20 protein-coding genes and 4 pseudogenes are annotated in these 24,569 nt (G+C 74.5%); 11 read left to right on the forward strand and 13 right to left on the reverse strand.

All coding sequences use genetic code 11. The annotated features are described in order from the left end of the window. Positions 1-61: 61 nt before the first annotated feature. From rimO to JKP76_RS10385, 4 genes are all read left to right on the forward strand, one after another. A complete protein-coding gene (gene rimO, locus JKP76_RS10365) occupies positions 62-1,486 on the forward strand; it encodes a 30S ribosomal protein S12 methylthiotransferase RimO (RefSeq protein ID WP_200490756.1) in 1,425 nt (474 codons plus the stop codon). A 4-nt stretch (positions 1,487-1,490) separates the two neighbouring features. Further along, positions 1,491-2,648 (forward strand): CDP-diacylglycerol--glycerol-3-phosphate 3-phosphatidyltransferase, encoded by a 1,158-nt coding sequence (gene pgsA / locus JKP76_RS20835; protein ID WP_309232909.1) that lies wholly within the window; start codon positions 1,491-1,493, stop codon positions 2,646-2,648. Between the two features lie 153 nt (positions 2,649-2,801). Further along, positions 2,802-3,218, forward strand: coding sequence for a helix-turn-helix domain-containing protein (locus tag JKP76_RS10380; RefSeq protein WP_200490757.1), 417 nt, complete (start codon positions 2,802-2,804; stop codon positions 3,216-3,218). A gap of 28 nt (positions 3,219-3,246) precedes the next feature. After that, positions 3,247-3,765, forward strand: a complete 519-nt coding sequence (locus JKP76_RS10385; protein WP_200490758.1) for a TetR family transcriptional regulator — start codon at positions 3,247-3,249, stop codon at positions 3,763-3,765. Here the strand turns inward: JKP76_RS10385 and JKP76_RS20840 are convergent. Then, positions 3,738-4,223, reverse strand: a complete 486-nt coding sequence (locus tag JKP76_RS20840; RefSeq protein ID WP_200490759.1) for an N-acetyltransferase — start codon at positions 4,221-4,223, stop codon at positions 3,738-3,740. The two genes, JKP76_RS10385 and JKP76_RS20840, sit on opposite strands and share 28 nt — an antisense overlap. Next, positions 4,220-5,233 carry a PfkB family carbohydrate kinase gene (locus JKP76_RS10395; protein WP_200490760.1) on the reverse strand — a complete coding sequence of 338 codons (1,014 nt, stop codon included), beginning with the start codon at positions 5,231-5,233 and terminating at the stop codon, positions 4,220-4,222. The genes JKP76_RS20840 and JKP76_RS10395 overlap by 4 nt, the downstream gene beginning before the upstream one ends. A 134-nt stretch (positions 5,234-5,367) precedes the next feature. On the opposite strand from JKP76_RS10395, the gene JKP76_RS10400 reads away from it, so the two are divergent. Continuing rightward, positions 5,368-6,213 (forward strand): PspA/IM30 family protein, encoded by an 846-nt coding sequence (locus JKP76_RS10400; RefSeq protein ID WP_200490761.1) that lies wholly within the window; start codon positions 5,368-5,370, stop codon positions 6,211-6,213. A 66-nt stretch (positions 6,214-6,279) separates the two neighbouring features. On the opposite strand, the gene JKP76_RS10405 is transcribed toward JKP76_RS10400, so the two are convergent. Beyond that, positions 6,280-7,137, reverse strand: a complete 858-nt coding sequence (locus JKP76_RS10405) for an Fpg/Nei family DNA glycosylase (RefSeq protein WP_200490762.1) — start codon at positions 7,135-7,137, stop codon at positions 6,280-6,282. A gap of 96 nt (positions 7,138-7,233) precedes the next feature. On the opposite strand from JKP76_RS10405, the gene JKP76_RS10410 reads away from it, so the two are divergent. Further along, positions 7,234-7,818: an antibiotic biosynthesis monooxygenase gene (locus JKP76_RS10410; RefSeq protein WP_309229821.1), complete on the forward strand. Its 585-nt coding sequence runs from the start codon at positions 7,234-7,236 to the stop codon at positions 7,816-7,818. A gap of 16 nt (positions 7,819-7,834) precedes the next feature. Here the strand turns inward: JKP76_RS10410 and JKP76_RS20845 are convergent, their stop codons facing one another. From JKP76_RS20845 to JKP76_RS20855, 3 genes and pseudogenes are all read right to left on the reverse strand, one after another. Next, positions 7,835-9,040 carry a hypothetical protein gene (locus JKP76_RS20845; RefSeq protein WP_242471259.1) on the reverse strand — a complete coding sequence of 402 codons (1,206 nt, stop codon included), beginning with the start codon at positions 9,038-9,040 and terminating at the stop codon, positions 7,835-7,837. After that, positions 8,949-11,450 (reverse strand): helicase-related protein, encoded by a 2,502-nt coding sequence (locus tag JKP76_RS20850; protein ID WP_242471260.1) that lies wholly within the window; start codon positions 11,448-11,450, stop codon positions 8,949-8,951. Before JKP76_RS20850 ends, JKP76_RS20845 begins: the two co-directional genes overlap by 92 nt. Positions 11,451-11,853: 403 nt before the next feature. Next, positions 11,854-12,438, reverse strand: a pseudogene (locus JKP76_RS20855) (DEAD/DEAH box helicase); the annotation flags it as partial. Positions 12,439-12,557: 119 nt separating this feature from the next. Here JKP76_RS20855 and JKP76_RS10420 point away from each other — a divergent pair. The 4 genes and pseudogenes from JKP76_RS10420 (at position 12,558) to JKP76_RS10435 (ending at position 15,997) form a co-directional block, all read left to right on the forward strand. Then, the gene (locus tag JKP76_RS10420; RefSeq protein ID WP_200490763.1) at positions 12,558-13,832 is read left to right on the forward strand and encodes an MFS transporter; all 1,275 of its coding nucleotides are present in this window, start codon (positions 12,558-12,560) and stop codon (positions 13,830-13,832) included. A gap of 70 nt (positions 13,833-13,902) precedes the next feature. Next, positions 13,903-14,097, forward strand: a complete 195-nt coding sequence (locus JKP76_RS10425) for a DUF3046 domain-containing protein (RefSeq protein WP_200490764.1) — start codon at positions 13,903-13,905, stop codon at positions 14,095-14,097. Positions 14,098-14,314: 217 nt separating this feature from the next. Then, positions 14,315-15,347 (forward strand): annotated as a pseudogene (gene recA / locus JKP76_RS10430) (recombinase RecA). 122 nt (positions 15,348-15,469) lie between these two features. Further along, positions 15,470-15,997, forward strand: coding sequence for a regulatory protein RecX (locus JKP76_RS10435; protein WP_242471794.1), 528 nt, complete (start codon positions 15,470-15,472; stop codon positions 15,995-15,997). A 143-nt stretch (positions 15,998-16,140) separates the two neighbouring features. On the opposite strand, the pseudogene ctaD reads toward JKP76_RS10435, so the two are convergent. From ctaD to JKP76_RS10470, 7 genes and pseudogenes are all read right to left on the reverse strand, one after another. Beyond that, positions 16,141-17,902, reverse strand: a pseudogene (gene ctaD / locus JKP76_RS24005) (cytochrome c oxidase subunit I). A gap of 196 nt (positions 17,903-18,098) precedes the next feature. Next, complete coding sequence (locus JKP76_RS10445) at positions 18,099-18,602, reverse strand: hypothetical protein (RefSeq protein ID WP_200490766.1); 504 nt, start codon at positions 18,600-18,602, stop codon at positions 18,099-18,101. Positions 18,603-18,660: 58 nt separating this feature from the next. Then, the gene (locus JKP76_RS10450; RefSeq protein WP_200490767.1) at positions 18,661-19,518 is read right to left on the reverse strand and encodes a phosphatase PAP2 family protein; all 858 of its coding nucleotides are present in this window, start codon (positions 19,516-19,518) and stop codon (positions 18,661-18,663) included. A gap of 130 nt (positions 19,519-19,648) precedes the next feature. Beyond that, entirely contained in the window at positions 19,649-20,542 is an 894-nt protein-coding gene (locus JKP76_RS10455; protein WP_200490768.1) for an amino acid ABC transporter permease, read from the reverse strand. Positions 20,543-20,612: 70 nt separating this feature from the next. Continuing rightward, positions 20,613-21,191, reverse strand: a pseudogene (locus tag JKP76_RS10460) (amino acid ABC transporter permease); the annotation flags it as partial. 67 nt (positions 21,192-21,258) lie between these two features. Beyond that, positions 21,259-22,152, reverse strand: coding sequence for a glutamate ABC transporter substrate-binding protein (locus JKP76_RS10465; protein WP_200490769.1), 894 nt, complete (start codon positions 22,150-22,152; stop codon positions 21,259-21,261). A gap of 17 nt (positions 22,153-22,169) precedes the next feature. Beyond that, positions 22,170-22,925 (reverse strand): amino acid ABC transporter ATP-binding protein, encoded by a 756-nt coding sequence (locus tag JKP76_RS10470; protein ID WP_200490770.1) that lies wholly within the window; start codon positions 22,923-22,925, stop codon positions 22,170-22,172. Between the two features lie 157 nt (positions 22,926-23,082). Between JKP76_RS10470 and miaB the strand changes: the two genes are divergently transcribed. Continuing rightward, positions 23,083-24,561, forward strand: a complete 1,479-nt coding sequence (gene miaB, locus JKP76_RS10475) for a tRNA (N6-isopentenyl adenosine(37)-C2)-methylthiotransferase MiaB (RefSeq protein WP_200490771.1) — start codon at positions 23,083-23,085, stop codon at positions 24,559-24,561. The last annotated feature ends 8 nt before the right edge of the window (positions 24,562-24,569 follow it).

The following is a 24,569-nucleotide window of genomic DNA, read 5'->3' on the forward strand; positions in this document are numbered from 1 at the left end:
GACGACGGGGATCACTCCCGGGAGCGGGGAGGGCGGCGGTCCGGGCGACTACGATGGCCCGGTGACAGCTGCGCCCTCCCCTGCCCGGACTGTGGCGGTGGTGACCCTCGGGTGCGCCCGCAACGAGGTCGACTCCGAGGAACTGGCCGGCCGGCTGGCCGCGGGTGGCTACGAGCTCGTCGAGGACGCCGACGCCGCCGACGCCGTCCTGGTCAACACCTGCGGGTTCATCGAGTCGGCCAAGAAGGACTCCGTCGACGCGATCCTCGCGGCCACCGACTCGGGCGCCCCGGTCGTCGCCGTGGGCTGCATGGCCGAGCGCTACGGCTCGGAGCTGGCCGGCGCGCTGCCCGAGGCCACCGTCCTCGGCTTCGACGACTACGCCCAGATCGGCGAGCGGCTCGACGACGTGATCGCCGGGCGCCCGCTGGTGCCGCACACCCCGCGCGACCGCCGCACCCTGCTGCCGATCAGCCCGGTGCAGCGCACCGCGGCGACCGCCGCGGCCGACGCGCCGGTCATCCCCGGCCACGACTGGCTGCGCCGCAAGCGCCTGGCCTCGGGCCCCATGGCCGCCCTCAAGCTCGCCTCGGGCTGCGACCGGCGGTGCGCGTTCTGCGCCATCCCGACCTTCCGCGGCGCGTTCGTCTCCCGGCCGCCGGCCGAGGTGCTGGGCGAGGCGCACTGGCTGGCCGAGCAGGGCGTCACCGAGCTCGTGCTGGTCAGCGAGAACTCGACCTCCTACGGCAAGGACCTCGGCGACCTGCGCTCGCTGGAGAAGCTGCTGCCCGAGCTGGCCGCCGTCCCGGGCATCGTGCGGGTGCGCGTGGCCTACCTGCAGCCGGCCGAGCTGCGCCCGGGGCTGCTGGAGCTCATCGCCACGACCCCGGGTGTGGCGCCCTACTTCGACCTGTCGTTCCAGCACTCCTCGCCGACCCTGCTGCGCCGCATGCGCCGGTTCGGCGGCACCGACGACTTCCTGCGCACGATCGAGCGCGCGCGCAGCCTCGCGCCGGGCGCCGGCTTCCGCACCAACGTCATCCTCGGCTTCCCGGGGGAGACCGAGGAGGACGTCGCCGAGCTGGAGCGCTTCCTGACCTACGGCCGGCTCGACGCGGTCGGTGTCTTCGGCTACTCCGACGAGGAGGGGACCGAGGCCATCGGCCTGCCCGGCAAGCTGGACCAGGCCGAGATCGACGCCCGCGTCCGCCGGATCACCGACCTGGTGGAGGAGCTGACCGCGCAGCGCGCCGAGGACCGCATCGGCGAGCACGTCGAGGTGCTGCTCACCGAGGACCTCTCGGCCACCGACGGGCCGGGCACCTGGCTCGGCCACGCCGCGCACCAGGACCCCGACGCCGACGGCACGACCACGGTCACCGGGGTGCCCGAGGGCGCCGTGGCGGGGCAGCTCGTGCCGGCGACCGTGGTGGGCACCGAGGGCATCGACCTGCTGGCCCGCGCCGCCGAGCCGGCCGGCCGGTGATCCCGTGAGCGAGGTGCTGCCCGACCCCGCGGCGACGCCGCCGCAGACGGCACGCCTGGTGAACCTGCCCAACGCCCTGACCGTGCTCCGCCTGGCCGTGGTGCCGGTGTTCGCCTACCTCCTGGTGAAGGACGACGGCCTCGACGACGCCGGTCGCTACTGGGCGACGTTGGTGTTCGCGCTGGCGATCATCACCGACCGGTACGACGGGATGATCGCCCGCCGCACCGGGCAGGTCACCGAGTTCGGCAAGCTCGCCGACCCGATCGCCGACAAGGCGCTCACCGGCACCGCGCTCATCGGGCTCTCCGCGCTGGGGTTGCTGCCCTGGTGGGTGACCTGGCTGATCCTCGTGCGCGAGATCGGCGTCACCGTGCTGCGGTTCTGGGTCATCCGGCACGGTGTCATCGCCGCCAGCCGCGGTGGCAAGGCCAAGACCGTCGCGCAGGCGCTGGCCATCGGCGCGTACATCCTGCCGCTCACTGGGGCGGCGGCGACCGCGCGCTGGTGGGTGATGGCGCTGGCGGTGGTCCTCACCGTCGTCACCGGCCTGGACTACGTCGTCCCGCGCGCTGCGGCTGCGCCGGACCAGTGCCCGCGCGATGAAGGCCGCGGCCGCCCGCCGGTCGAACGCGGGCAGCGCCGGGGCCACCGGCACGCGCACCGACACCGCCGCCTGAGCGGGCGCCCCGTGGCCGACGACCGGACCGCCCGGCTGCACGCCGCGCTGCTGGCGCGCGGGGAGACGGTGGCCGCGGCCGAGTCGCTGACCGCCGGGCTGTTCTGCGCCCGCCTGGCGGAGGTGCCCGGCGCGAGCGCGACGCTGCGCGGGGGAGTGGTCGTCTACGCCACCGACCTCAAGACCGCGCTCGCCGGCGTGCCCGCCGACCTGCTGGCCGCGCACGGCCCGGTCAGCCCGGAGACCGCCGCGGCGCTCGCCGAGGGGGTGCGCGTGCGGTGCGCCGCGACCTGGGGCGTCGGGCTCACCGGGGTGGCCGGCCCGGCCCGCGTCGACGGGCACGGCCCGGGCCGGGTCTACCTCGGGCTCTCCGACGGCGCGCGCACCGACGTCCTCGAGCTCGACCTCGCCGGGGACCGCGCCGCGGTGCGGTCGGCCGCCGTCGACGCGGCCACCGACGCCCTCCTCGCCCGCCTGGCCTGAGCCGCGGGAAGGGCGGCCCGAGCGGCGGCGTTACGCCGTGAGAGGACGCGAGCCGGGTGGGCCAGCCACCGGGCGAGGCGCCGCGTACCGTGAGCGCACGGCGCCTGCGAAGGGTGCCGGTGCTTCCCCCGCTCGCAGGACAGGAGAGTGGCCATGTTGCTGCTGCGTACCCAGCTCGGGAGCACCCTGCGGGGTCACCGGTTGCGTCAGCACCGGACGCTGCGCGACGTCTCCGGCGCGGCGAGGGTCAGCCTGGGCTACCTCTCCGAGGTCGAGCGCGGGCAGAAGGAAGCCTCCTCCGAGCTGCTCGCCTCCATCTGCGACGCCCTCGACGTCGAGCTCGCCGACCTGCTGGCCGAGGTGAGCCTGGAGCTCCGCGTCGCCGGTGCCGGCGGCGTGCGGGCGCTCGCGCACCCCGTCCCGGACGAGGCCGCCGACGCAGCCGCCGCCGAGGACCGGCCCGCGGCCGAGGAGGCCGGCGTGCCCGTGGCCGAGCCCGCGCTGGCCCTGGTCGGTGCCCCCGCCCGCGGGGCCCTGCGCCGCGGCGAGGCGGTCTCGCTCGCCGCCTGATGCGCCCGGGCGCGCTCCGGGCGGGGTCGTGAACCCCACCCGGCGCGGCCTGCTCGAGGGCGCCGCCCGCGCGTTCGCCGAGCACGGGCTGCGCCGCAGCACCATGCAGTCGGTGGCCGCGGCCGCCGGCGTCGCCAAGGCGACGCTGTACAACCACTTCCGGACCAAGGACGAGGTCGCCCGCGAGCTGCTCGGCCTCGAGCTCGACCGGTTGACCGACCTCGCGGCCGAGCGGCCGGCGGCCGAGGCGCTCGCCGTGCTCTCCGACCAGCTCGGCGGCCACCCGGTGCTCCGCCGGCTCGCCACGACCGAGCCGGAGGTGCTCGCCGGTTTGCTCGCCGTCGACGCCAACCGGTGGGGGGCGCTGCGGGACCGGCTGGCCGCCGCCCTGGGCACCGACGACGACGGCGCCGAGCTCGCCGGCCGCTGGCTGCTGGGCGTCGTCGTCCAGCCGGGGCGGTCGATCGACCGGCACCGGCAGGCCGCCCGCCTGGCGACCGTCCTCGGTGGGCCGGCGGCTCAGCCGCGGCGCAGCGGCAGCGTGTAGACCGTCCGGTCGGCACCCGGGCCGGCGTGGCCGGGAGAGGGGGCTGCCACGGCACCGCAGTGCTCGGCCAGTCCGCGCGCGGCGACGTCGTCGGGTCGCGCGACGGCCTGGACCACCCGCGCCCCGGCCCCCGCGGCGAGGCCTGCGAAGCGCTGCAGCAGCCGGCCGGCCAGCCCGCGGCCGCGGTGGTCGGGGTGGACGGCGACGGCGTGCACAACGCCCAGGCGGTCGGCGCTCACCACGCCGAGCAGGTAGCCGGCGTCGGCGTCGTCCTGGGTGAGCGCGACCGCGCCGAAGCCCCCGAGCTGGTGGAAGAACAGCGGGTCGTGCAGCGCCAGCAGCTCCTCGTCGGTCAGCACGCTTCCGGACCAGAACGAGCCGCGGCGCGCGAGCAGGCGGGCCCGCAGGACGCCGGCGGAGAGCTCCTCGAACCCGACGAGGCGCAGGGCGGCGCTCACCGGGCGGCGCGCGCCGCGTCGAGCTCCGCACGGGTCGGCGGGTCGGCGCCGACCCGCGTGCAGTTCAGCGCGGCGACCAGCGCGGCGTCGTCGACGATCGCCAGCAGCCGCTCGTCGTCCAGCCCCTCGAGCGCGGCGCGGTCGGTCACGCCCGCGGCGAGCAGCCCGCTGAGCAACCCGGCCGCGAGCGAGTCGCCGGCGCCGACGGTGTCGGCCACCTCGACCCGCGGCGGCTCCCGGTGCTCAACCGGCCGGCCGGGCCGCGCGACCCGCAGCGGTGCGCCGCCGTCGGTGAGCAGCACGAGCCCGGGCCCGCGGGTGGCCCAGCGGCGCGCGGCGTCGTCCAGGTCGGTCGTGCCGGGCTCGAGCCAGGCGAGGTCCTCGGCGCTGACCTTGACGACGTCGGCCTGCGCGACCAGGCGGTCCAGCCGCGCGGTGACCCCGGCGCGGTCGTTGCCGAGGGAGGCACCGACGGGCCCGTCGGCCAGCGGAGGCCGGATGTTCGGGTCGACGCTGAGCAGGACCGTGCCGGCCAGCCGCTCGACCAGGCCGGCGACGGCGCCGGCGCCGGGCTCGGTCCAGCTGGAGATCGAGCCCACGTGCAGCACCGCCGTCCCCTCCGGCACCGCGCGGGCCAGCTCGTCGTCCGTCCACTGCCAGTCGGCGGCGCCGAGCACGTGGAAGCCGTAGTCCGGGGAGCCGTCGGGGAGCAGCCCGATGACGGCGAGGCTCACCGGCTCGGCGGCGGCCACGAAACCCGAGACGTCCACCCCCGCCAGCTCGGCGTGCCGCCGCAGCGCGGCCCCCAGGGGCCCGGTGCCCAGGCGGGCGACCAGCGCCACCGGTGCGCCCAGCCGGCCGGCGGCGACGGCGGCGTTCAGGGCGTTGCCGCCGGGGCGCGCGACGTACTGCGGGGCGGTGCCCTGGGGACCGGCCCCGGCCCCGGGGACGGGCAGCAGGTCGACCACGAGCTCGCCCAGGACGCACAGCTTCGGGATGGGTGCGGACACGGGCCCACCGTAGGTCGCCACGTCCGGGGTGACCGCGTTGGCTACGAGGGGCGGTCACCTGGGACGATGGGGTGACGAACATCGCCGCGCCGGCCACCCACCCCCCGGCTTCGGTGCCGGAGCAGGAGGAAGCAATGCCCAACCCGTTCGTGAAGCTGTGGAAGTACCTCACGGCGTCGGCCAACGCGCAGATCGACCAGCGGGCCGACCCGAAGATCCAGATCGCGCAGGCGATCGAGGCCGAGCAGCAGCGGCACCAGTCGCTGGCCAACCAGGCCGCTGCCGTCCTCGGCAACCAGCGCCAGCTGGAGATGCGCCTGAACCGGCAGCTGGGGGAGGTCGAGAAGCTCCAGGCCTCAGCGCGCCAGGCGCTCGTCCTCGCGGACAAGTCGCGCGCCGGTGGCGACGCCGCCAAGGCCGCCGAGTACGAGAACGCCGCGCAGGCGTTCGCGACCCAGCTGGTCGCCGCCGAGCAGTCCATGGAGGACCTCAAGCGCAGCCACGACGAGGCGCTCCAGGCCGCCGAGCAGGCGCGCGGTGCGGTCGAGCAGAGCCGCATGCGGCTGCAGACGACCCTCGCCGAGCGCACCAAGCTCATGAGCCAGCTCGAGCAGGCCAAGATGCAGGAGCACGTGGCGAGCTCGCTCAAGCAGGTCAACGAGCTCTCCGCGCCCGGCAACACCCCGAGCCTGTCCGAGGTCCGCGACAAGATCGAGGCCCGCTACGCCAACGCCCTGGGGCAGGCCGAGCTGGCCCAGACCTCGGTCGAGGGCCGGATGCTCGAGGTGGAGAAGGCCACCCTGGACGTCGCCGGCGCCTCGCGGCTCGACGCGATCCGCGCCTCGATGAGCGGTGGGACGCAGGCCGTCGAGGCCGGCAGCCCGGCCGCCGCGCTCGAGCAGGGCACCCCGGCGGTCGGCCAGCCGGCCACGGAGCAGCAGGAGGCCCAGCCGGTCGAGCGGCCCGGCCAGCAGGGCTGACGCCCCCTCTCGCACGACGACGCGGCGGTCCCCGGTTCCCGGGGGCCGCCGCGTCGTCGTTCCGGGTCAGCTGGGGGTGGACACGGGCCGGGGCCGCCCCGGTTCGCCGGTGCGGGCCAGCGGGTCGACGGAGGCGTCGGTGGCCTGGCAGCGGGGGCACCAGAAGGTCACCCGCTCCTGCAGGTGCGGCCCCTGGTCGCCCATGAGGATCGGCGTCCCGCACCGGCGGCACGGCTTGCCCTTGCGGCCGTACACCCAGTGGTCCCGGCCGCGGCGGGTGTCACCGGTGGTGCTCTGCTCGGGGTGGTCGCGGTTGGCCAGCATCAGCGTCCTGGCCCGCGTCACCAGCGGCTCGAGCTCGGCGTCGACGTCCGCGACCCGCGCCCACGGGTGCACGCCGCAGAGGAACAGCGACTCCGCCTTGTACAGGTTTCCGGGGCCCGCCAGGTTGCGCTGGTCGAGGATCGCGACGCCGATCTGCTCGTCCGGGTGGCTGCGCAGCCGGCGCAGCGCCTCGGCCAGGTCCCAGTCCGGGCCGAGCACGTCGGGCCCGAGGTGACCGACGAGGCGGTCCTCGTCGCTCGTGGGCAGGATCTCGACGTCGTGCAGCCGGTAGCCGACGCACTCCCACTCGTCGCTGGCCAGGACGACCCGCACGTCGTGTGCCGGCCCGCCGCGCCACCGCGCCCCCGGACGGTAGATGTGCCAGCTGCCGTCCATCCGGTAGTGCGTGCGGAGGGTGCGCTCGTCGCCCAGCCGGATCAGCATGTGCTTGCCGCGGGGTACCACCTCGCGCACCGTGGCCCCGGTGAGGTCGAGCGCGGCCAGCTGCGGCAGGCGGAACTCGCCGCGGCGCAGGGTGGCGCCCGCGAGTGCCTGGTTCATCCGCTTGGCCGCCAGCCAGACGGTGTCTCCCTCGGGCACGGCTCCAGTGTCCCCGGTGGTCGTCGGCCCTGCTCTGCGGTGTGAGCCCGCCGACAACCGGGATGCCCGCACCGGTCGGGTGCGCTGTCGGCTCCTGTGATCGGAACCCGGCGACGTCGTGCCCGCACCGGCCCGCGCACCCCGGGTGGGCGGCCGGTCACCGTGACGGTGGCCCGGGTGGTCCCGTCGGATCGGCGGGCGGCCTTCGAGCGGTGGGCCGACGACGTGCTGCAGGTGGCGGCCGGCTTCCCGGGCAACCTGGGTGCGTCGCTGCTGCTGCCCGGACCGGACAGCGCCGAGTACCACCTGGTCTACCGCTTCGCGGACGACGAGGCGCTGGCCGCCTGGGAGGGCTCGGCCGAGCGCCGCGCCGCCCTGGCCCGGGCCGAGGAGCTGGCGCCCGAGGTCCGTTACGCCCGCGTCGACGGCCTGGAGAACTTCCTCCCGCGGTCGGCCCCGGCGGGCCCGCGCTGGCGGCTGACCCTGGTGACCATCGCCGCCGTCTTCGCCATCACGTCGTTGTTCCAGCTGCTCGTGACCCCGCACCTGGGCGGGTGGCCGGTGGAGGTGCGGCTGCTGCTCTCGGCGACCGTCGTGGTGCTGCTCCTCGGCCACGTCGCCATGCCCGCGCTCACCCGGCTGCTGGGCGGCTGGCTGCGCCCTGCGGAGAGCCGCCGGTAGGCAGGACCGCTCCCGATCACCCGCGCAGCCGCAGGCCCCGCGGGGTCGCGCTGAACCCGGCCGCCTGGAGTGCTGCGGACAGCGGCGTGGACTCGTGGACCGAGGCGCCGTCGGCCTTCTGCACGATCATGCGGCCCAGCGCCCCCGCCCCGACCGCGCCGGAGAGCGCGGTGGCCGCCTCCTTGAGCGTCTGTTCGTCCTCGGTCCAGGACAGCAGCGTCTTGCCGCCGCGCTCGACGTAGAGGACGAGCTCGCCGTCGACGAACACGACCAGCGCGCCGGCCTTGCGCCCGGCCCGGTGCCCGCTGGCCTTGCGGGTGCTGCCGGTGCCCTCGCCGAGGTCGACGGCGTCGGTCTCGGTCGCGGACGGCCGCTCCGGCCACGGCAGCGCGGCGCCGTAGACGTTGGCCGGGTCGGTGGCGGCCAGGACCACGGCGCCGCCTGGCACCCGGTCGGGGGCGGCGAAGCTGCGCAGCCGGTCGACCGAACCGGGGGTGCCGAACTGGGCGGCGCCCAGCGTCTCGACGAAGTAGCCGCGCCGTGCCCGGCCGTTCTCCTCGAAGGCGCGCAGCACCGGGTAGACCGCCGGGAAGCCGCCGGCCACCTGCTCGGCCATCACCGCGCCGCGGGTGAGCACGCCGTGCCGCTCGATGAGCGCCTCGGCGCGGGCGGTCGTGCGCCGGGTGGCGTTGGGCTCGCGGTCGGGGAGCCGCGACCACCGGCCCGCGACCGTGGGCGGCCCGGTGCGGGTCGGCATCGCCGGGCGGCCCAGCCGGGTGCGCCCGGCGCGACCCCGGTCCAGCCGGGCCCGGGGCGGTGCGGGCGCACGCTTGTGGGTGCCGCCCCCGCCCAGCCGGGTGCGCAGCGGCGCGAGGGTGTCGTTGGTGAGCGCGCCGGACCACACGAGGTCCCAGACCAGGTCGGCCAGCGCGGTGTCGTCGGTGGCGCCGAGGAGGTCGGACAGCCCGCGGAAGAACAGCGCCTGCCCGCCCGCGAGCAGGTCCAGCAGCGGGGCGCCGGCCTCGGGCGGGTCCAGCGGCTCGGGCAGCAGCAGCGGCGCCAGGTCGGCCGGCACGAGGCTGATCCAGCCGTCGCCGCCGGGCAGGCCCCCGGCCCCGGCCCACAGCACCTCACCGGCGCTGGTGAGCTCGTCGAGCATCGCGGGGGAGTAGTCGCGCACCCGGGTCGGCAGCACCAGCGACTCCAGCGCGCTGGCCGGCACGAGCGCACCGGGCCAGCTGCTCGACCACCGCCAGCACGCCGTCGGTGCCGCGCAGCCGCCCGCCGATTCCCTGCCAGGACGGCGTGAAGCGGGCCAGCGTGCCGATCGGCACCGGCTCGACCTCCTGGCGCAGCTTGGCCAGGCTGCGGCGGCGGATCGAGCGCAGCACCTCGGCGTCGCACCACTCCTGGCCGGTGCCGCCGGGCCGGAACTCGCCGGCGACCAGCCGGCCGGACGCGGTGAGGCGCTGCAGGGTCGCGGTGACGACCGCGACGCCCAGGCCGAGCCGGACGGCGACCTCGGCCGGCTGGAACGGGCCGTGGGTGCGGGCGTACCGGCCGACGAGGTCGCCGAGCGGATCGGTGACGGGCTCGGTGAAGACCTCGGGCACGCCGACGGGCAGCGCGGTGCCGAGCGCGTCCCGGAGCCGCCCGGCGTCCTCGATGGCGACGTGCCGTTCCTCCCCGGCGATCCGCACCCGCAGCGCCCGCCGGGCGTCGACGAGCTCGTCCAGCCACGCCTGCGGCACCCCGCGGGCAGCCGCCTCGGCCACGCTCAGGTCGCCGAGTCCGCGCAGCAGGTCCGAGGCGCCGTCCACGTCACGCGGGTGCCGCTGCTCGGGGAGCCGCTGGAGCTCGGACTCGATCTCGGCCATCGCCTCGCCGTCGAGCAGCTCGCGCAGCTCGGTGCGGCCGAGCAGCTCGGCCAGCAGCCCGGTGTCGAGCGCCAGGGCCTGGGCGCGGCGCTCGGCCAGCGGGGCGTCGCCCTCGTAGAGGAACTGGCCGACGTAGCCGAACAGCAGCGACTGGGCGAACGGGGAGGCGGTGTCGGTCTGCACGTCGACCACGCGCACGCGGCGGGACCGGACGTCGCGCATCAGCTCCACGAGCCCCGGCACGTCGTAGACGTCCTGCAGCACCTCGCGGGCGGCCTCGAGGGTGATCGGGAAGGAGGAGAACTCGCTGGCGACGGAGAGCAGCTGGGCCGCGCGCTGGCGCTGCTGCCACAGCGGGGTGCGCCGCCGCGGGTCCCGGCGGGGGAGCAGCAGGGCGCGCGCCGCGCACTCGCGGAACCTGCTGGCGAACAGCGCCGAGGTGCCGACCTCGGCGGTGACCTCGCGCTCGACGTCGTCGGGGTCGAGGACGGCGAGGTCGGCCTCCGGCGGTTCGCCGGTGGTGTCCGGGAGCCGCAGCACGATGCCGTCGTCGGAGTGCATGCTCGCCACGTCGACGCCGTAGCGCTCCCGCAGCCGGGCGGCGAGGACCAGCGCCCACGGGGCGTTCACCTGCGCGCCGAAGGGGGAGTGGACGACCAGCCGCCAGTCCCCGAGCTCGTCGCGGAACCGCTCGACCAGCAGCGTGCGGTCGTCGGGCAGGTGGCCGGTCGCGGCCTTCTGCTCGGTCAGGTAGGCGGCCAGGTTCGCCGCGCCCCACTCGTCCAGCCCGGCCGCCCGGGCGCGCTCCAGGCCGGCCTCCGGCGTCGCCGTCCCCACCTCGCGGAGGAAGGCGCCCAGCGCCCGGCCCAGCTCGAGCGGGCGGCCCGGCGCGTCGCCGTGCCAGAACGGCATCTTGCCGGGCTGGCCGGGCGCCGGGGTGACCAGGACGCGGTCGTGGGTGATGTCCTCGATCCGCCAGGAGGAGGAGCCGAGCAGGAAGACGTCGCCCACCCGGGACTCGTAGACCATCTCCTCGTCGAGCTCGCCGACCCGGCGCCCGCCGGTGCCCTCCGAGCCGACGAGGAAGACGCCGAACAGGCCGCGGTCGGGGATCGTGCCGCCGCTGGTGACCGCCAGCCGCTGCGCGCCGGCCCGTGCGGTGAGGGTGTCGGTGACGCGGTCCCAGGTCAGCCGGGGCCGCAGCTCGGCGAACGCGTCGGAGGGGTAGCGGCCGGCCAGCATGTCGAGGACGGCGTGCAGCGCGGAGTCGGGCAGCGAGCTGAACGCCGCGGAACGCCGGACGAGCGAGGCGACCTCGTCGACGGTGCGGGGGCGCTCGGAGACGATGGCGACGATCTGCTGGGCCAGGACGTCCAGCGGGTTGCGCAGGTAGCGGATCGACTCGATCGCGCCGGCCTTCATCCGCTCGGCGACCAGCGCGCACTGCACGAGGTCGCCGCGGTACTTGGGGAACAGCACGCCCCGGCTGACCGCGCCCACCTGGTGGCCGGCGCGGCCCACCCGCTGCAGCCCGGCGGCCACGGTCGGCGGGGACTCGACCTGGACGACGAGGTCGACCGCGCCCATGTCGATGCCCAGCTCGAGGCTGGAGGTGGCGACGACGGCCGGCAGCCGCCCGGACTTCAGCGCCTCCTCGACGATCGCCCGCTGCTCCCGCGAGACCGAGCCGTGGTGCGCGGCGGCGACCGGCTGGAAGCCCTCCGGCGTGCCGCCACCGGACCCCGCCTGCGCCATCAGCGCGGCGGCGTTGGTGCCGGGCGGGACGGGCTCGCCGGTGGCCCGCTCGTAGGCCAGCTCGTTCAGCCGGCTGGTCAGGCGTTCGGCCAGCCGGCGGGAAGTTGGAGAAGACGATGGTGCTGCGGTGGGCCTCGACCAGGTCGAGCACCCGCTCCTCGACCGCCGGCCAGATCGAGCTGCGCGGCTGGTTGCCCGCGGCCGAGCCCTCCAGCTCGCCGGTCGGCTGCCCCAGCTCGCTCATGTCCTCGACCGGCACGACGACCGAGAGGTCCCACTCCTTGGTCGAGGGCGGGGCGACGACGCGCACCGGCCGGCCGCCGGTGAGGAAGGTGGAGACCTCCTCGATCGGCCGGACGGTGGCCGAGAGCCCGATCCGCTGGGCGGGCCGCTCCAGCAGTTCGTCGAGCCGGTCCAGCGTGACCGCGAGGTGGGCGCCGCGCTTGGTGTGCGCGACGGCGTGCACCTCGTCGAGGATGACCGTCTCGACGCCGCGCAGCGCCTCGCGGGCGGCGCTGGTCATCAGCAGGAACAGCGACTCGGGCGTGGTGATGAGGATGTCCGTGGGCCGCTTCGCGAACGCCCGCCGCTCGTCGGCCGGGGTGTCGCCCGAGCGGATGCCGACCCGGATCTCCGGCCGCGGCAGGCCCAGCCGGGCCGCCGCCTGGCCGATGCCGGCGAGCGGGGCGCGCAGGTTCCGCTCGACGTCGACGGCCAGCGCCTTGAGCGGGGAGACGTAGAGGACCCGGCAGCGCGACTGCTCGTCGACCGGCTCGGTGGCGGTCAGCCGGTCGAGGGACCAGAGGAAGGCGGCCAGCGTCTTGCCCGAGCCCGTGGGGGCGACGACGAGGGCGTGCTCGCCGCTGCTGATCGCGTCCCAGGCCCCCTCCTGCGCCCCGGTGGGCTGCTGGAACGCGCCGGTGAACCATGCGCGGGCGGGCTCGGAGAACCGGTCGAGCGCGGAGGTGGAGGAGGGACGGCGGGCCACGCAGCCAGTGTCCCCGCGGGGTACGACACTCCGCCGGTCGGAGCGGCCCCGACCACCCGCTCGGGCGGCCGGGTACCGGGCGCCCCCGCGACGTCGCCGGGGTGCGGCAGACTTCCGGCATGCGCCCGGAGGCCGGATCCGCCGTCACCGACGTGGCGCCGGTGCAGCGCCGGACGGTGCGCGTCCTCAGCGGCAGCGTGGCCCTCGCCGGGCTCGGGGTGACCGTCGGCATCACCGCGGGCGGCCTGCTCGCCCGGGACGTCGCCGGCACCGACAGCGCCGCCGGGCTCGGGCAGACCGCCGGGGTGCTGGGCGCGGCCGTCCTCGCCGTCCCGCTGGCGCGGATCAGCGCCGTCGCCGGCCGCCGGGCCGGGCTGGCGGTCGGCTACCTGGTGAGCGTGGTCGGTGCGCTCGTCACCGTCGCAGCGGCTGCCGCGTCCTCGCTGCTGCTGCTCGTCGCCGGGCTGTTCCTGTTCGGCGCCGCGACCGCCTGCGGCCTGCAGGCCCGGTACGCCGCCGCCGACCTGGCCACGCCCGAGCACCGGGGGAGGGCGCTGTCGCTGGTCGTCTGGGCGACGACGGTCGGCTCGGTCCTCGGGCCCAACCTCGCCGCGCCCGGCGCGCGCCTGGGCACCGCGCTCGGGCTGCCGGCGCTCGCCGGGGCGTTCGTGGTCTCCGGAGTCGTCTTCGCCGTGGTCGCGCTCGTGCTGGCCGCCCTGCTGCGCCCGGACCCGCTGCTGCTCGCCCGCCGGCTCGGCGGGGGTGCGGGCGGCGCGCCCCCGCGGACCCCGACCGGCACGGCGCTGCGGGCGGTCTGGTCCTCGCCCGCCGGCCGGCTCGGCCTGGTCGCCGTGGTCGTGGCGCACGCGGTGATGGTCGGCGTGATGGTCATGACGCCGGTGCACATGGGCCACGCCGGCGGGGCAGAGGACGCCGTCCTGCGGGTCGTCGGCCTGGTCATCAGCGTGCACGTCGCGGGCATGTACCTCTTCTCCCCGCTGGCGGGCGCGCTCGCCGACCGCATCGGCGCACCCGCGGTCGTGGCGCTGGGCGGGCTGCTCCTGCTGGCCGCGACCGCCGTCGCCGGGACGGCCGGCCCCGCGCAGTCGGTCCGGCTCGGGACCGGGTTGCTGCTGCTGGGCCTGGGCTGGTCCTGCGGGCTCATCGCCGGCTCCACCCTCGTCACCGGCGCGGTCGACGCCGACCTGCGGCCCACCGCCCAGGGCGGCACCGACCTGCTCATGGGGCTGGGGGCCGCCCTGGCCGGCGTCGTGGGCGGGCCGCTGCTGGCGGCCGGTGGTTTCGGGCTGGTCAGCGCGGTCTCGGCGGCCCTGGTGCTGCCGCTGGCGGTGGTCTGGGCCACCTCCACCCGCGCGGCCGCGCGGACCAGGTAGGACGGGCCGGGCGCCACCGGCGTCCGGACGGCCGCGGCGGGGAGGGCCCGGGGCGCGCTAGCGTCGGGGCGTGCGCCTGCAGGAGTTCTGGTCCCGGCTCGACGAGCGGTTCGGGCCGATGCGCGCCCAGAGCATGACCCGCGACCACCACTTCTCCAGCCTGGGCGGGCGCAACGCCGTGGAGGCCATCGACGCCGGCGTGCCGGTGCGGAAGGTCTGGCTGGCGATCTGCGACGCCTACGACGTACCGCTCAAGGAGCGCTGAGCACCCGTCCCGGGCGCGCGCCGGTGACCCGTGGGACCGGTGGGCCGACGGCGGCAGGAACCGGGCGTGTCGACCTGGCAGTCGAACAGGTGTTCGGCCTACAGTGGCGTCCACAGGCGACCGGGATGTCCACAATCCCGGTCGAGATCCGAGAACTGTCGGTGGCTCGTCCTAGCGTCGGTCCCGACCCGCTTCCCGCGAACCGAAGGTGACCACCATGGCGACACTCGACCGCGACAAGGCCCTCGACATGGCCCTCGCCCAGATCGACAAGCAGTTCGGCAAGGGCTCGGTCATGCGGCTGGGTGACAGCCCCGAGGTGGCCATGAAGGTCATCCCGACCGGGTCGATCGCCCTCGACATCGCGCTCGGCATCGGGGGTCTCCCGCGTGGCCGCGTGATCGAGGTCTACGGCCCGGAATCCTCCGGTAAGACGACCGTGGCCCTGCACGCCGTGGCCAACGCCCAGGCCGCCGGCGGCATCGCCGCCTTCGTCGACGCCGAGCACGCGCTCGACCCGGAGTACGCCCGCGCCATCGGCGTGGACACCGACGCCCTGCTGGTCAGCCAGCCGGACACCGGTGAGCAGGCCCTCGAGATCGCCGACATGCTGATCCGCTCCGGCGCGCTCGACATCATCGTCATCGACTCGGTGGCCGCGCTCGTGCCGCGCGCCGAGATCGAGGGCGAGATGGGTGACAGCCACGTGGGTCTGCAGGCCCGCCTGATGAGCCAGGCGCTGCGGAAGATCACCGGTGCCCTGAGCAACTCCGGGACGACGGCGATCTTCATCAACCAGCTGCGCGAGAAGGTGGGCGTCGTCTACGGCTCGCCGGAGGTCACCACCGGTGGTCGCGCGCTGAAGTTCTACTCGTCGGTGCGCCTCGACGTCCGCCGCATCGAGACCCTGAAGCAGGGCACCGACGCGGTCGGCAGCCGCACCCGCGTCAAGGTCAGTCAAGAACAAGGTGGCCGCGCCGTTCAAGCAGGCCGAGCTGGACATCCTCTGGGGTCAGGGCTTCAGCCGCGAGGGCGGGCTCATCGACGTGGGTGTCGAGCAGGGCTTCGTGAAGAAGTCCGGCGCTTGGTACACCTACGACGGCGACCAGCTCGGGCAGGGCAAGGAGAACTCGCGCAACTTCCTGAAGGACAACCCCGACCTCGCCGACGAGCTCGAGAAGAAGATCAAGGAGAAGCTCGGCATCGGTCCGGCGCTGGACAAGCCGGTGGCCGACGCCGTCGACTTCTGAGCCGCTCGATGACCGAGCGATCGGCCGGACGCCGCCGCGCGCCCCAGAGCTCCTGGGGCACGCGGCGGCGGCCCTCCACCGCGGGCGGTGCGGAGGGCGCCGACGGTGTCGAGGCCCGGCCGATGAAGGACCCCGAGGCGGTCGCCCGCGACCTCTGCCTCCGGGCGCTCACCGGCGCCCCGAAGACCCGCCAGCAGCTGGCTGATCTCCTGGCCCAGCGCGAGGTGCCCGAGGACGCCGCGGAGACGGTGCTGGACCGGCTCACCGAGGTCGGCCTGATCGACGACGAGGCCTTCGCCCAGGCATGGGTCACCTCCCGCCAGGCCGGTCGCGGCCTGGCCCGCCGGGCGCTCAAGGCGGAGCTGCGCGCCAAGGGCGTCGACGACGAGGTCGCGGCCATCGCCGTGGAGGCGGTCGACGACGACGACGAGCGGGAGACCGCGCGGCGGCTGGTGGAGCGGAAGCTGCCCGCCATGCGCCGGCTCGACCGGGCCACCGCCACCCGTCGGCTGATGGGCGTGCTCGCCCGCAAGGGCTACAGCGGCGGCCTGGCGGCCGGCGTGGTGCGCGAGGCGCTCGACGCCGACGGCGCCGACGACGACGCGGTCCCCGGTGTCGACGAGCTCGACCAGGACGCCCTGCTGCCCTGACGCCGGCCGTGCGCCACCCGGCGTCTCCCCGGCGGAAGTGCGCCGGCCGTGAACGGACGAGGCCCGGAACCGGTGCGGTTCCGGGCCTCTCCCGTGCTGCGCCGTGCTGTGCCGTGCTGGGCCGTGCCGGCGCGGCGGCCGGCTCAGGTGGGGTCGGGGTCGTTCGGTCCCTGCCGCGGGCCCGCGCTGACACCGATCTCGCTGACCCCGCCGTACGGCTCGTGGCGCCTGCCGGCGTGCGCCTCGTCCTGCAGCCGGCCGGCCAGGTGGGGGTAGTGCGCCTCGAAGGCGGGGCGCTCGGAGCGGATGCGGGGGATCTCCACGAAGTTGTGCCGCGGCGGCGGGGACGAGGTGGCCCACTCCAGGGAGTTGCCGTGGCCCCAGGGGTCGTCGCGCAGGGCGAGCTGGCCGTACTTCCAGGAGCGCACCACGTTGTAGAGGAACGGGATGATGGAGGCGCCCAGGACGAAGCTGAAGATCGTGGAGATCATGTTCAGCGTGGTGAAGGTGTCGGTGGGCAGGTAGTCCACGTACCGGCGCGGCATGCCCTCGTTGCCCAGCCAGTGCTGCACCAGGAAGGTGCCGTGGAAGCCGACGAAGGTCATCCAGAACTGCAGCTTCCCGAGCCGCTCGTCCAGCATCCGGCCGCACATCTTGGGGAACCAGAACGCGATGCCGGCGTTGGCCGCGAACACGACGGTGCCGAAGACGACGTAGTGGAAGTGGGCGACCACGAAGTAGGAGTCGTGCACGTGGAAGTCCAGCGGCGGCGAGGCCAGCAGCACACCGGTGAGCCCACCCAGGAGGAAGGTGACCATGAAGCCGATCGACCAGAGCATCGGCGTCTCGAAGGTCATCTGACCCCGCCACATGGTGCCGATCCAGTTGAAGAACTTCAGCCCGGTCGGCACCGCGATGAGGTAGGTGAGGAAGGCGAAGAACGGCAGCAGCACCGCGCCGGTGGCGAACATGTGGTGCGCCCAGACGGCCAGCGAGAGGAACCCGATGGCCAGGGTCGCCCCGACCATGCCCTTGTAACCGAACAGCGGCTTGCGAGGCGAACACCGGGATGATCTCGGTGACGATGCCGAAGAACGGCAGCGCGATGATGTAGACCTCGGGGTGGCCGAAGAACCAGAACAGGTGCTGCCACAGCATCGGCCCGCCGTTCTCGGCGGAGTAGATCAGCGCTCCCAGGTTCCGGTCCAGCAGCAGGCCCATCAGCGCCGCGGTCAGGATCGGGAAGACCAGCAGCACGAGCAGGCTGGTGACCAGCGCGTTCCAGGTGAAGATCGGCATCCGGAACATCGTCATGCCCGGGGCGCGCAGGCAGACGATCGTGGTGACGAAGTTGACGCCACCGAGGATCGTGCCCAGGCCGCTGACGGCCAGGCCACCGATCCACAGGTTGCCGCCCACGCCCGGGGAGTGCGCGACATCGGACAGCGGCGTGTAGGCCGTCCAGCCGAAGTCCGGCGCGCCACCGGGGGTCGCGACGCTGGACAGCACGATCAGCGAACCGAAGAGGAACAGCCAGAAGGACAGGGCGTTCAACCGCGGGAACGCGACGTCCGGCGCACCGATCTGCAGCGGCATGATCAGGTTGCCGAAGGCGAAGAACAGCGGTGTCGCGAACATCAGCAGCATCAGCGTGCCGTGCATCGTGAACAGCTGGTTGTACTGCTCCGGGGACAGGAACTGCAGTTCCGGCCGGGCCAGCTCGGCCCGGATGAGCATGGCCATCAGGCCGCCCACGATGAAGAACGTGAACGCCGTGACCAGGTACATCAGGCCGATGGTCTTGTGGTCGGTGGTCCGCAGCAGGTTCGACAGCCGCGAGCCCTTCGTCGGAACCGCGACGGGGCCGGGCCGGCTGATGATCGGCCGCGGGGCGATGGCGGTCACGCGGCGGCTCCGGTGCGGGGCCGGGCGGAGGCCCGTCGGTCGGTGATGCGCAGTCCGGACATGGTCGCCCCTGGAGGTCGATGACGCGGTACGGACGCCGCCCGGGTGCTGCGAGCGGCGGCACAGCCATCGTCGCCCACCGGGGCGGAGAGGGAAACCCGGGGCGGAGCGGAACCGGTGCGATCTGCCCGGGCGGTCAGGACACCGCGCGCCACGCGCTCAGGTCGACGGCCACGCCGTCGGGGGCATCCGCGTCCGGGACCAGCCAGGCGTCGTCCCGCAGCTGCCCGCTTGCCAGCCAGCGGGTGATGTCGAGGTCGAACCCGGGCTGCGCGCCGTCGGACGGGCGGCCGGCGGGGCCGAGGAACGTCACGTCGGTCTGGCGGCCGTCGGCCTGCCGCAGCACGACGCGGCAGCGCGAGCGGCGGTGGCGGGCCGGGGGGACGACCTCTCGGACGACGGCGGACTCGGCACCGGCGGCGACGGCGAACCCGGCCGCGGCACCGCGGAGGCGGGCGACGAACTGCTGGGCGGCGTCGTCGGCACGCTCGTCGCCGGCCGCGAGCGCCAGGGCGAGGGCGCCGGCGCTGGCCACGGTCTCGAGCGGCATGTCGCCGTCGATCGCGGTGCGCGGAACGGGGGGCAGGCTGCGGCGCCGACCGGCGTGGATGGTCTCCATGGTGACGGTCAGTCTCGCCACGGCTCCGGCCTCGTCGAGGGAGGGCGCGCCGAGCCGTGCGACGGGTGGGACGGGCGGGTCAGGCGGCGGTCGGGACCGCGTCGTCTGCGTCGTGGTCCACGGCGTGCAGCGGCTCCGGCGCGCGGCTCCGGGTGGCGGCGGACGAGGCCAGCAGGACCACGGCCGCCCCGGCAGCCAGCACGAGCACGCCGCCGACGACGTCGAGCAGGTAGTGGTTGCCCGACCCCAGGACCACGAAGAAGGTCGTCGCCGGGTATCCGGCACCCACGAGCCGCAGCCAGGTCCACCGGGCGTGCAGCACCAGCACCAGCCCGCACCAGACCGCCCAGGCGCAGTGCAGCGAGGGCATGGCGGCGAACTGGTTGGAGATCGCGTCGGACCCCGGCGTCCCCGACGACGGCCACCAGCCCCACGACGAGGTCTGGCTCATCACGTCGACGAAGCCCTCCTCGCCGAGCAGCCGCGGCGGAGCGGTCGGCAGCCAGTAGAAGCCGATGAGCGCCAGCGCGGTCGTGACCACGAGGACGGCGCTGCTCACCCGGTACCGCGTCGGCCGGCGGAAGAACAGCCAGACCAGCACCGCGGGGGTGACCAGGAAGTGCAGCGTCGCGTAGTGCAGCGCGACCGCGGCGGAGACCACGTCGTTGTCGTGCACCCACCGGTTGAGCCCGCGCTCGACGGCCAGCCCCCAGCCGTCCTCCAGGGCGAGGATCTCCCGTCCGTTGGCGTATGCGCGGGCCACGACGTCCCCCACGCTGTTGCGCACCAGCGAGTAGACGGCGTAGAGCGCGCCCACGACGGCGAACTCGACCCACCAGCGCGGTCGCGCGGGGGTGCGGGACGCCGGGTCGCCGGCGAGGCCGTCGGCCGGGATCGGCGCGGCAGCCGGGCGGGGGGAACCCGTCGTCACGGTCACGGTCGCGCTCGCCTTTCCGGTGGGGGAGTGCCAGGGTCTCCCATCGGGCGCCGGAGCAGGGCTCTTGAGGCCGGGCGTGGCGAGATTCTGGCCGGTGGGCGGCCCGGACCCCCGGTCGGGTCCGGGCCGGTCAGACGGTTCCGCCGCCTCCACCCATCTGGACGTCGGCCGGCAGCTCGAGCTCCTCGGTCGCGGCCGTCTTGCGGTTCGTGCGCGTGCGCCGCTCGACGTAGCGCGCCAGGAGCGACAGCAGGACGTTCACGACGATGTAGATGACCGCCGCGGCGACGTAGATCTGGAAGGTGTACCGGTCGCCGAACCGGAAGTTGAAGAACTCCACCAGGCTGCGCGCCTGACGGAGCAGCTCGAAGTAGCCGACGATGAAGCCGAGCGAGGAGTCCTTCAGCAGGACGACCAGCTGGGCGATCAGCACCGGCAGCATCCGCCGCACCGCCTGCGGCAGCAGGACCAGCGTCATCACCTGGTACTTGCGCATGCCGATCGCGAACGCGGCCTCGCGCTGCCCGCGGTCCACCGAGAGGATGCCGGCCCGGAAGATCTCGGCGAGGACGGCCATGTTGTAGAGCGTCAGGCCGAGCGCCAGCGCCCCGAACGGGCCGATGTCCAGGCCGACGGTGGGCAGGTACAGCAGGCAGAACAGGATCAGGATCAGCAGCGGCACGGCGCGGAAGAACTCGATGACCGTGGTGACCGGGACGCGCACCCAGGCGTGGTCGGAGAGCCGGCCGACGGCGAGCAGCGCCCCCAGCACGGTCGCGGCGACCATGCCGACCGCGGCGACCTGGAGGGTGTCGACCAGGGCGCGGCCGAAGGCCTGCGGAACGCCGCTGCTCGAGTCGAACAGCACCGCCCAGCGCTCGGCTTCGAGCTGGCCGTTGGAGCCCAGCCGCCACAGACCCAGGCCGATGAGCGCGAGGACGACGAGGCCGCCGACGAAGGTGCCGATGCGGTGACGCCGGCGGGCGCGCGGCCCGGGGATGTCGAAGAGGACGTTGGCGGTCATCGCAGCACCGCGACGTCCGCCGCTCGATGACACCGATCAGCCAGGCGGAGGGGAGGGTGATCACGAGGTACCCGCAGACGATCGCGAGGAAGACGACGAGCAGCTGGTCGGCGTTCTGGTTGGTCAGCCGCTGCAGCGCCGCGGTCAGGTCGGTGACGGCGAAGCCCGCGGCGATCGAGGTGTTCTTCGCCAGCGCGATCCACACGTTGCCCAGCGGCGGGACGACGGTCCGGAACGCCTGGGGCAGGACGATCGAGGTGAGCGTCTGCCGGAAGTCCAGGCCCAGGGCGCGGGCGGCCTCGGCCTGGCCCGGGGGCACCGAGTTGATGCCCGAGCGCAGCGCCTCGGAGACGAACGCGGCGGTGTAGAGGGACAGGGCCGCCACGGCGGTGATGAACCGCGAGGGGAACTGCAGGTCGATCTGGACGATGCCGAACGCGAGGAAGAAGAACACCACCGTCAGCGGGGTGTTGCGGAAGACCTCGACGTAGAAGCCGGCCGCACCCCGCAGCGGGGCGACCGGGCTCACCCGCATCGCGGTGAGCAGCGTGCCGATCACGAGGGCGCAGATGCCGCTGACCACAGCCAGCGACAGGGTCGTCAGGAACGCGTCCCGCAGGAGCGTGAAGTTGTCGGCCAGGAAGGACATCTCGCCCCCTCTCGGTCAGGCAGCGCGGATGGGGAGCCGGGTGCACCGGCTCCCCACCCGGCGGCGGTCAGTAGCGGTCGACCTTCGGCGGCTCGGGGGCCTCGGTGCCGCTGATGGCGCCCGCGGTGCGGTCCCACGCCGCCTCCCAGGTGCCGTCCTCGAACGCGCCCTCGAGGACGTCGTTGATGAAGGCACGGAACTCGTCGTCACCCTTCTTCAGGCCGATGCCGTAGGGCTCGGCCGTGAACGGGTTGCCGACCAGCTCGAAGGCGTCGGGGCTGCCGGCGACCAGGCCGGTGAGGATGACGTTGTCGGTGGTGACGGCCTGGACGTTGCCGTTCTTCAGGTCGTCGGCGCACTTGGAGTACACGTCGTAGGTGACCAGCTGCGCCTCCGGGTAGTTGTCCCGGATGTTCTGCGCCGGCGTCGAGCCCTCGACCGAGCAGACCGTCTTGCCGGCCAGGTCGTCCGGGCCCTCGATGCCCTCGGGGTTGTCCTTGGCGACCATGATGTCCTGCCCGGCCTCGTAGTACGGCCCGGCGAAGTCGACGACCTGCTTGCGGGTGTCGTTGATGGTGTAGGTGGCGACGACGATGTCGACCTGGCCGTTCTGGATGAACGGCTCGCGGTTCGCCGAGACCGTCTCGGTCCACTCGATGTCGTCGGCCTCGATGCCCAGCTCGGCGGCGATGATCTTGGCGATCTCGACGTCGAAGCCCTCGGGCTGCTGGGTCTGCGGGTTGAGCAGACCGAAGCCGGGCTGGTCGAACTTGGTGCCGATGGTGATCGAGCCGGCCTCGTTCAGCCGGGCCATGGTGGAGCCCTCGGGGAACTCGACGTCGGTCTCGACGGCGGCGGTCTCGTCGGCGGCCTGCTCGTTCTCGTTGCCGGCGTCGCTGGAGCAGGCGGCGAGCGCCAGGCTCAGGAGGGCCGCGGTGGCGGCGTAGCGGGTGATGCGCATGGTGATCCCTTCGGTGGTCAGTGGTTGAGGATCTTGGACAGGAAGTCCTTGGCCCGGTCGGACTGCGGGTTCGTGAAGAACGACTCCGGGTCGGCGGACTCGACGACCCGGCCGCCGTCCATGAACACGACGCGGTTGGCCGCGCGGCGGGCGAACCCCATCTCGTGGGTGACGACGACCATCGTCATGCCGTCCCGGGCCAGCGAGGTCATCACGTCGAGGACCTCGTTGATCATCTCGGGGTCCAGCGCCGAGGTCGGCTCGTCGAAGAGCATGACCTTGGGCTCCATCGCCAGCGCCCGGGCGATGGCCACCCGCTGCTGCTGGCCGCCGGAGAGCTGGGCCGGGTACTTGTCGGCCTGCGCCCCGACGCCTACGCGGTCGAGCAGCTCGCGGGCGCGCTTCTCGGCGTCGGCCTTGGAGTGCTTGCGCACCTTGATCGGCCCGAGGCTGACGTTCTCGAGGATCGTCTTGTGCGCGAACAGGTTGAAGCTCTGGAACACCATGCCGACGTCGCTGCGCAGCCGGGCGAGCTGCTTGCCCTCCTCGGGCAGCCGCTGGCCGTCGATGGTGATCTCGCCCTGCTCGATGCCCTCGAGCCGGTTGATGGTGCGGCAGAGGGTCGACTTCCCGGACCCCGAGGGGCCGATGACCACGACGACCTCGCCGCGGTCGATGGTCAGGTCGATGTCCTGCAGCACGTGCAGGTCGCCGAACCACTTGTTGACGCCCGTGAGGCGGACGAGGGGTTCTCCCTGAGGACGGCTGGTCACCCCGGGAGACTAGAGCCGGGAGGGCCCGGATCCCGAACCGTGGGATCACGAAGGGGTAACGAACGACCGGTTCCACCCGTGCGGGGCACCGGGCGGTGGCCGGGGAGCGGCTCGCGCGGCCGGCCGCCGGCACCCGCGCCGTACGCTCGCTCCTGTCATGGAGAGCGCAGTGGAGAGCCCCGAGCGCACCTACCGGGTGCGCACCTACGGGTGCCAGATGAACGTGCACGACTCCGAGCGGCTCTCGGGGCTGCTGGAGCAGGCCGGCTACCGGGCCGCCGCCGAGGGGGACGAGGCCGACGTCGTCGTCCTCAACACCTGCGCGGTCCGGGAGAACGCCGACAACCGGCTCTACGGCAACCTGGGTCACCTGCGCCCGGTGAAGGACGCCCGCCCGGGCATGCAGATCGCCGTCGGCGGTTGCCTGGCGCAGAAGGACCGCGGCGAGATCGTCCGGCGCGCGCCGTGGGTCGACGTCGTCTTCGGCACGCACAACGTGGGCTCGCTCCCGGCGCTGCTGGACCGCGCCCGGCACAACGCCGAGGCGCAGGTCGAGATCGTCGAGTCCCTCGAGGTCTTCCCCTCGACGCTGCCCGCGAAGCGGGACTCCGCGCACTCCGGCTGGGTGTCGATCAGCGTGGGCTGCAACAACACCTGCACGTTCTGCATCGTCCCGGCGCTGCGCGGCAAGGAGAAGGACCGCCGCCCGGGCGAGATCCTCGCCGAGGTGCAGGCGCTGGTCGACCAGGGCGTGCTCGAGGTGACCCTGCTCGGGCAGAACGTGAACGCCTACGGCGTGGAGTTCCGCGAGCGGGGCGCCTTCGCCGACCTGCTCCGCTCGGCCGGCCGGATCGAGGGCCTGGAGCGGATCCGCTTCACCAGCCCGCACCCGCGCGAGTTCACCGACGACGTCATCACCGCCATGGCCGAGACGCCCGCGGTGTGCCACCAGTTGCACATGCCGCTGCAGTCGGGGTCCGACGACGTGCTGCGCCGGATGCGCCGCGGCTACCGGCAGGACCGCTACCTGGGCATCATCGAGCGCGTCCGCGCCGCGATGCCCGACGCCGCGATCACCACCGACATCATCGTGGGCTTCCCCCGCGAGACCGAAGCCGACTTCGAGCAGACCCTCGAGGTCGTGCGGCAGGCCCGCTTCGCCAGCGCCTTCACCTTCCAGTACTCCAAGCGCCCCGGCACGCCGGCCGCCGAGATGGACGAGCAGCTGCCCAAGGAGGTCGTGCAGGAGCGGTACCTGCGGCTGACCGCCCTGCAGGACGAGATCAGCTGGGCGGAGAACCGCGCGCAGGTCGGCCGGCGGGTCGAGCTGCTCGTCGCCGCCGGCGAGGGCAGCAAGGACGCCGCCACGGGCCGGCTCTCCGGCCGGGCGCGCGACGGTCGCCTGGTCCACTTCACCGCCGCGGACGGCGTCCGGCCCGGCGACGTCGTCGAGACCGTCGTCACCGATGCCAAGCCGCACTTCCTCGTGGCCGACGGGCTGCTGCTCGCGCACCGGCGCACCCGGGCCGGCGACGCGGCCGAGGCGGGCACCCGCCCGACCACCCCGGGCGTCTCGCTGGGCATGCCGCGGATCGGCGTCCCCGCTCCGCTGCCGGTGCTCGCCTCCGGCTGCTGATCCCGCGC

Origin of the sequence: Blastococcus sp. TML/C7B (assembly GCF_016612845.1) — a bacterium.
Taxonomy (GTDB): Bacteria; Actinomycetota; Actinomycetes; order Mycobacteriales; family Geodermatophilaceae; genus Blastococcus.

Excerpts from the sequence above, each read along its gene's own strand:
- JKP76_RS10435 (WP_242471794.1), top strand. The coding sequence starts at position 15,470 with ATGAAGGACCCCGAGGCGGTCGCCCGCGACCTCTGCCTCCGGGCGCTC.
- JKP76_RS10400 (WP_200490761.1), top strand. The coding sequence starts at position 5,368 with ATGCCCAACCCGTTCGTGAAGCTGTGGAAGTACCTCACGGCGTCGGCC.
- JKP76_RS10465 (WP_200490769.1), bottom strand. The coding sequence starts at position 22,152 with ATGCGCATCACCCGCTACGCCGCCACCGCGGCCCTCCTGAGCCTGGCG.
- miaB (WP_200490771.1), top strand. The coding sequence starts at position 23,083 with ATGGAGAGCGCAGTGGAGAGCCCCGAGCGCACCTACCGGGTGCGCACC.
- JKP76_RS10455 (WP_200490768.1), bottom strand. The coding sequence starts at position 20,542 with ATGACCGCCAACGTCCTCTTCGACATCCCCGGGCCGCGCGCCCGCCGG.
- JKP76_RS10420 (WP_200490763.1), top strand. The coding sequence starts at position 12,558 with ATGCGCCCGGAGGCCGGATCCGCCGTCACCGACGTGGCGCCGGTGCAG.
- JKP76_RS20850 (WP_242471260.1), bottom strand. The coding sequence starts at position 11,450 with ATGGCGCAGGCGGGGTCCGGTGGCGGCACGCCGGAGGGCTTCCAGCCG.
- JKP76_RS10380 (WP_200490757.1), top strand. The coding sequence starts at position 2,802 with ATGTTGCTGCTGCGTACCCAGCTCGGGAGCACCCTGCGGGGTCACCGG.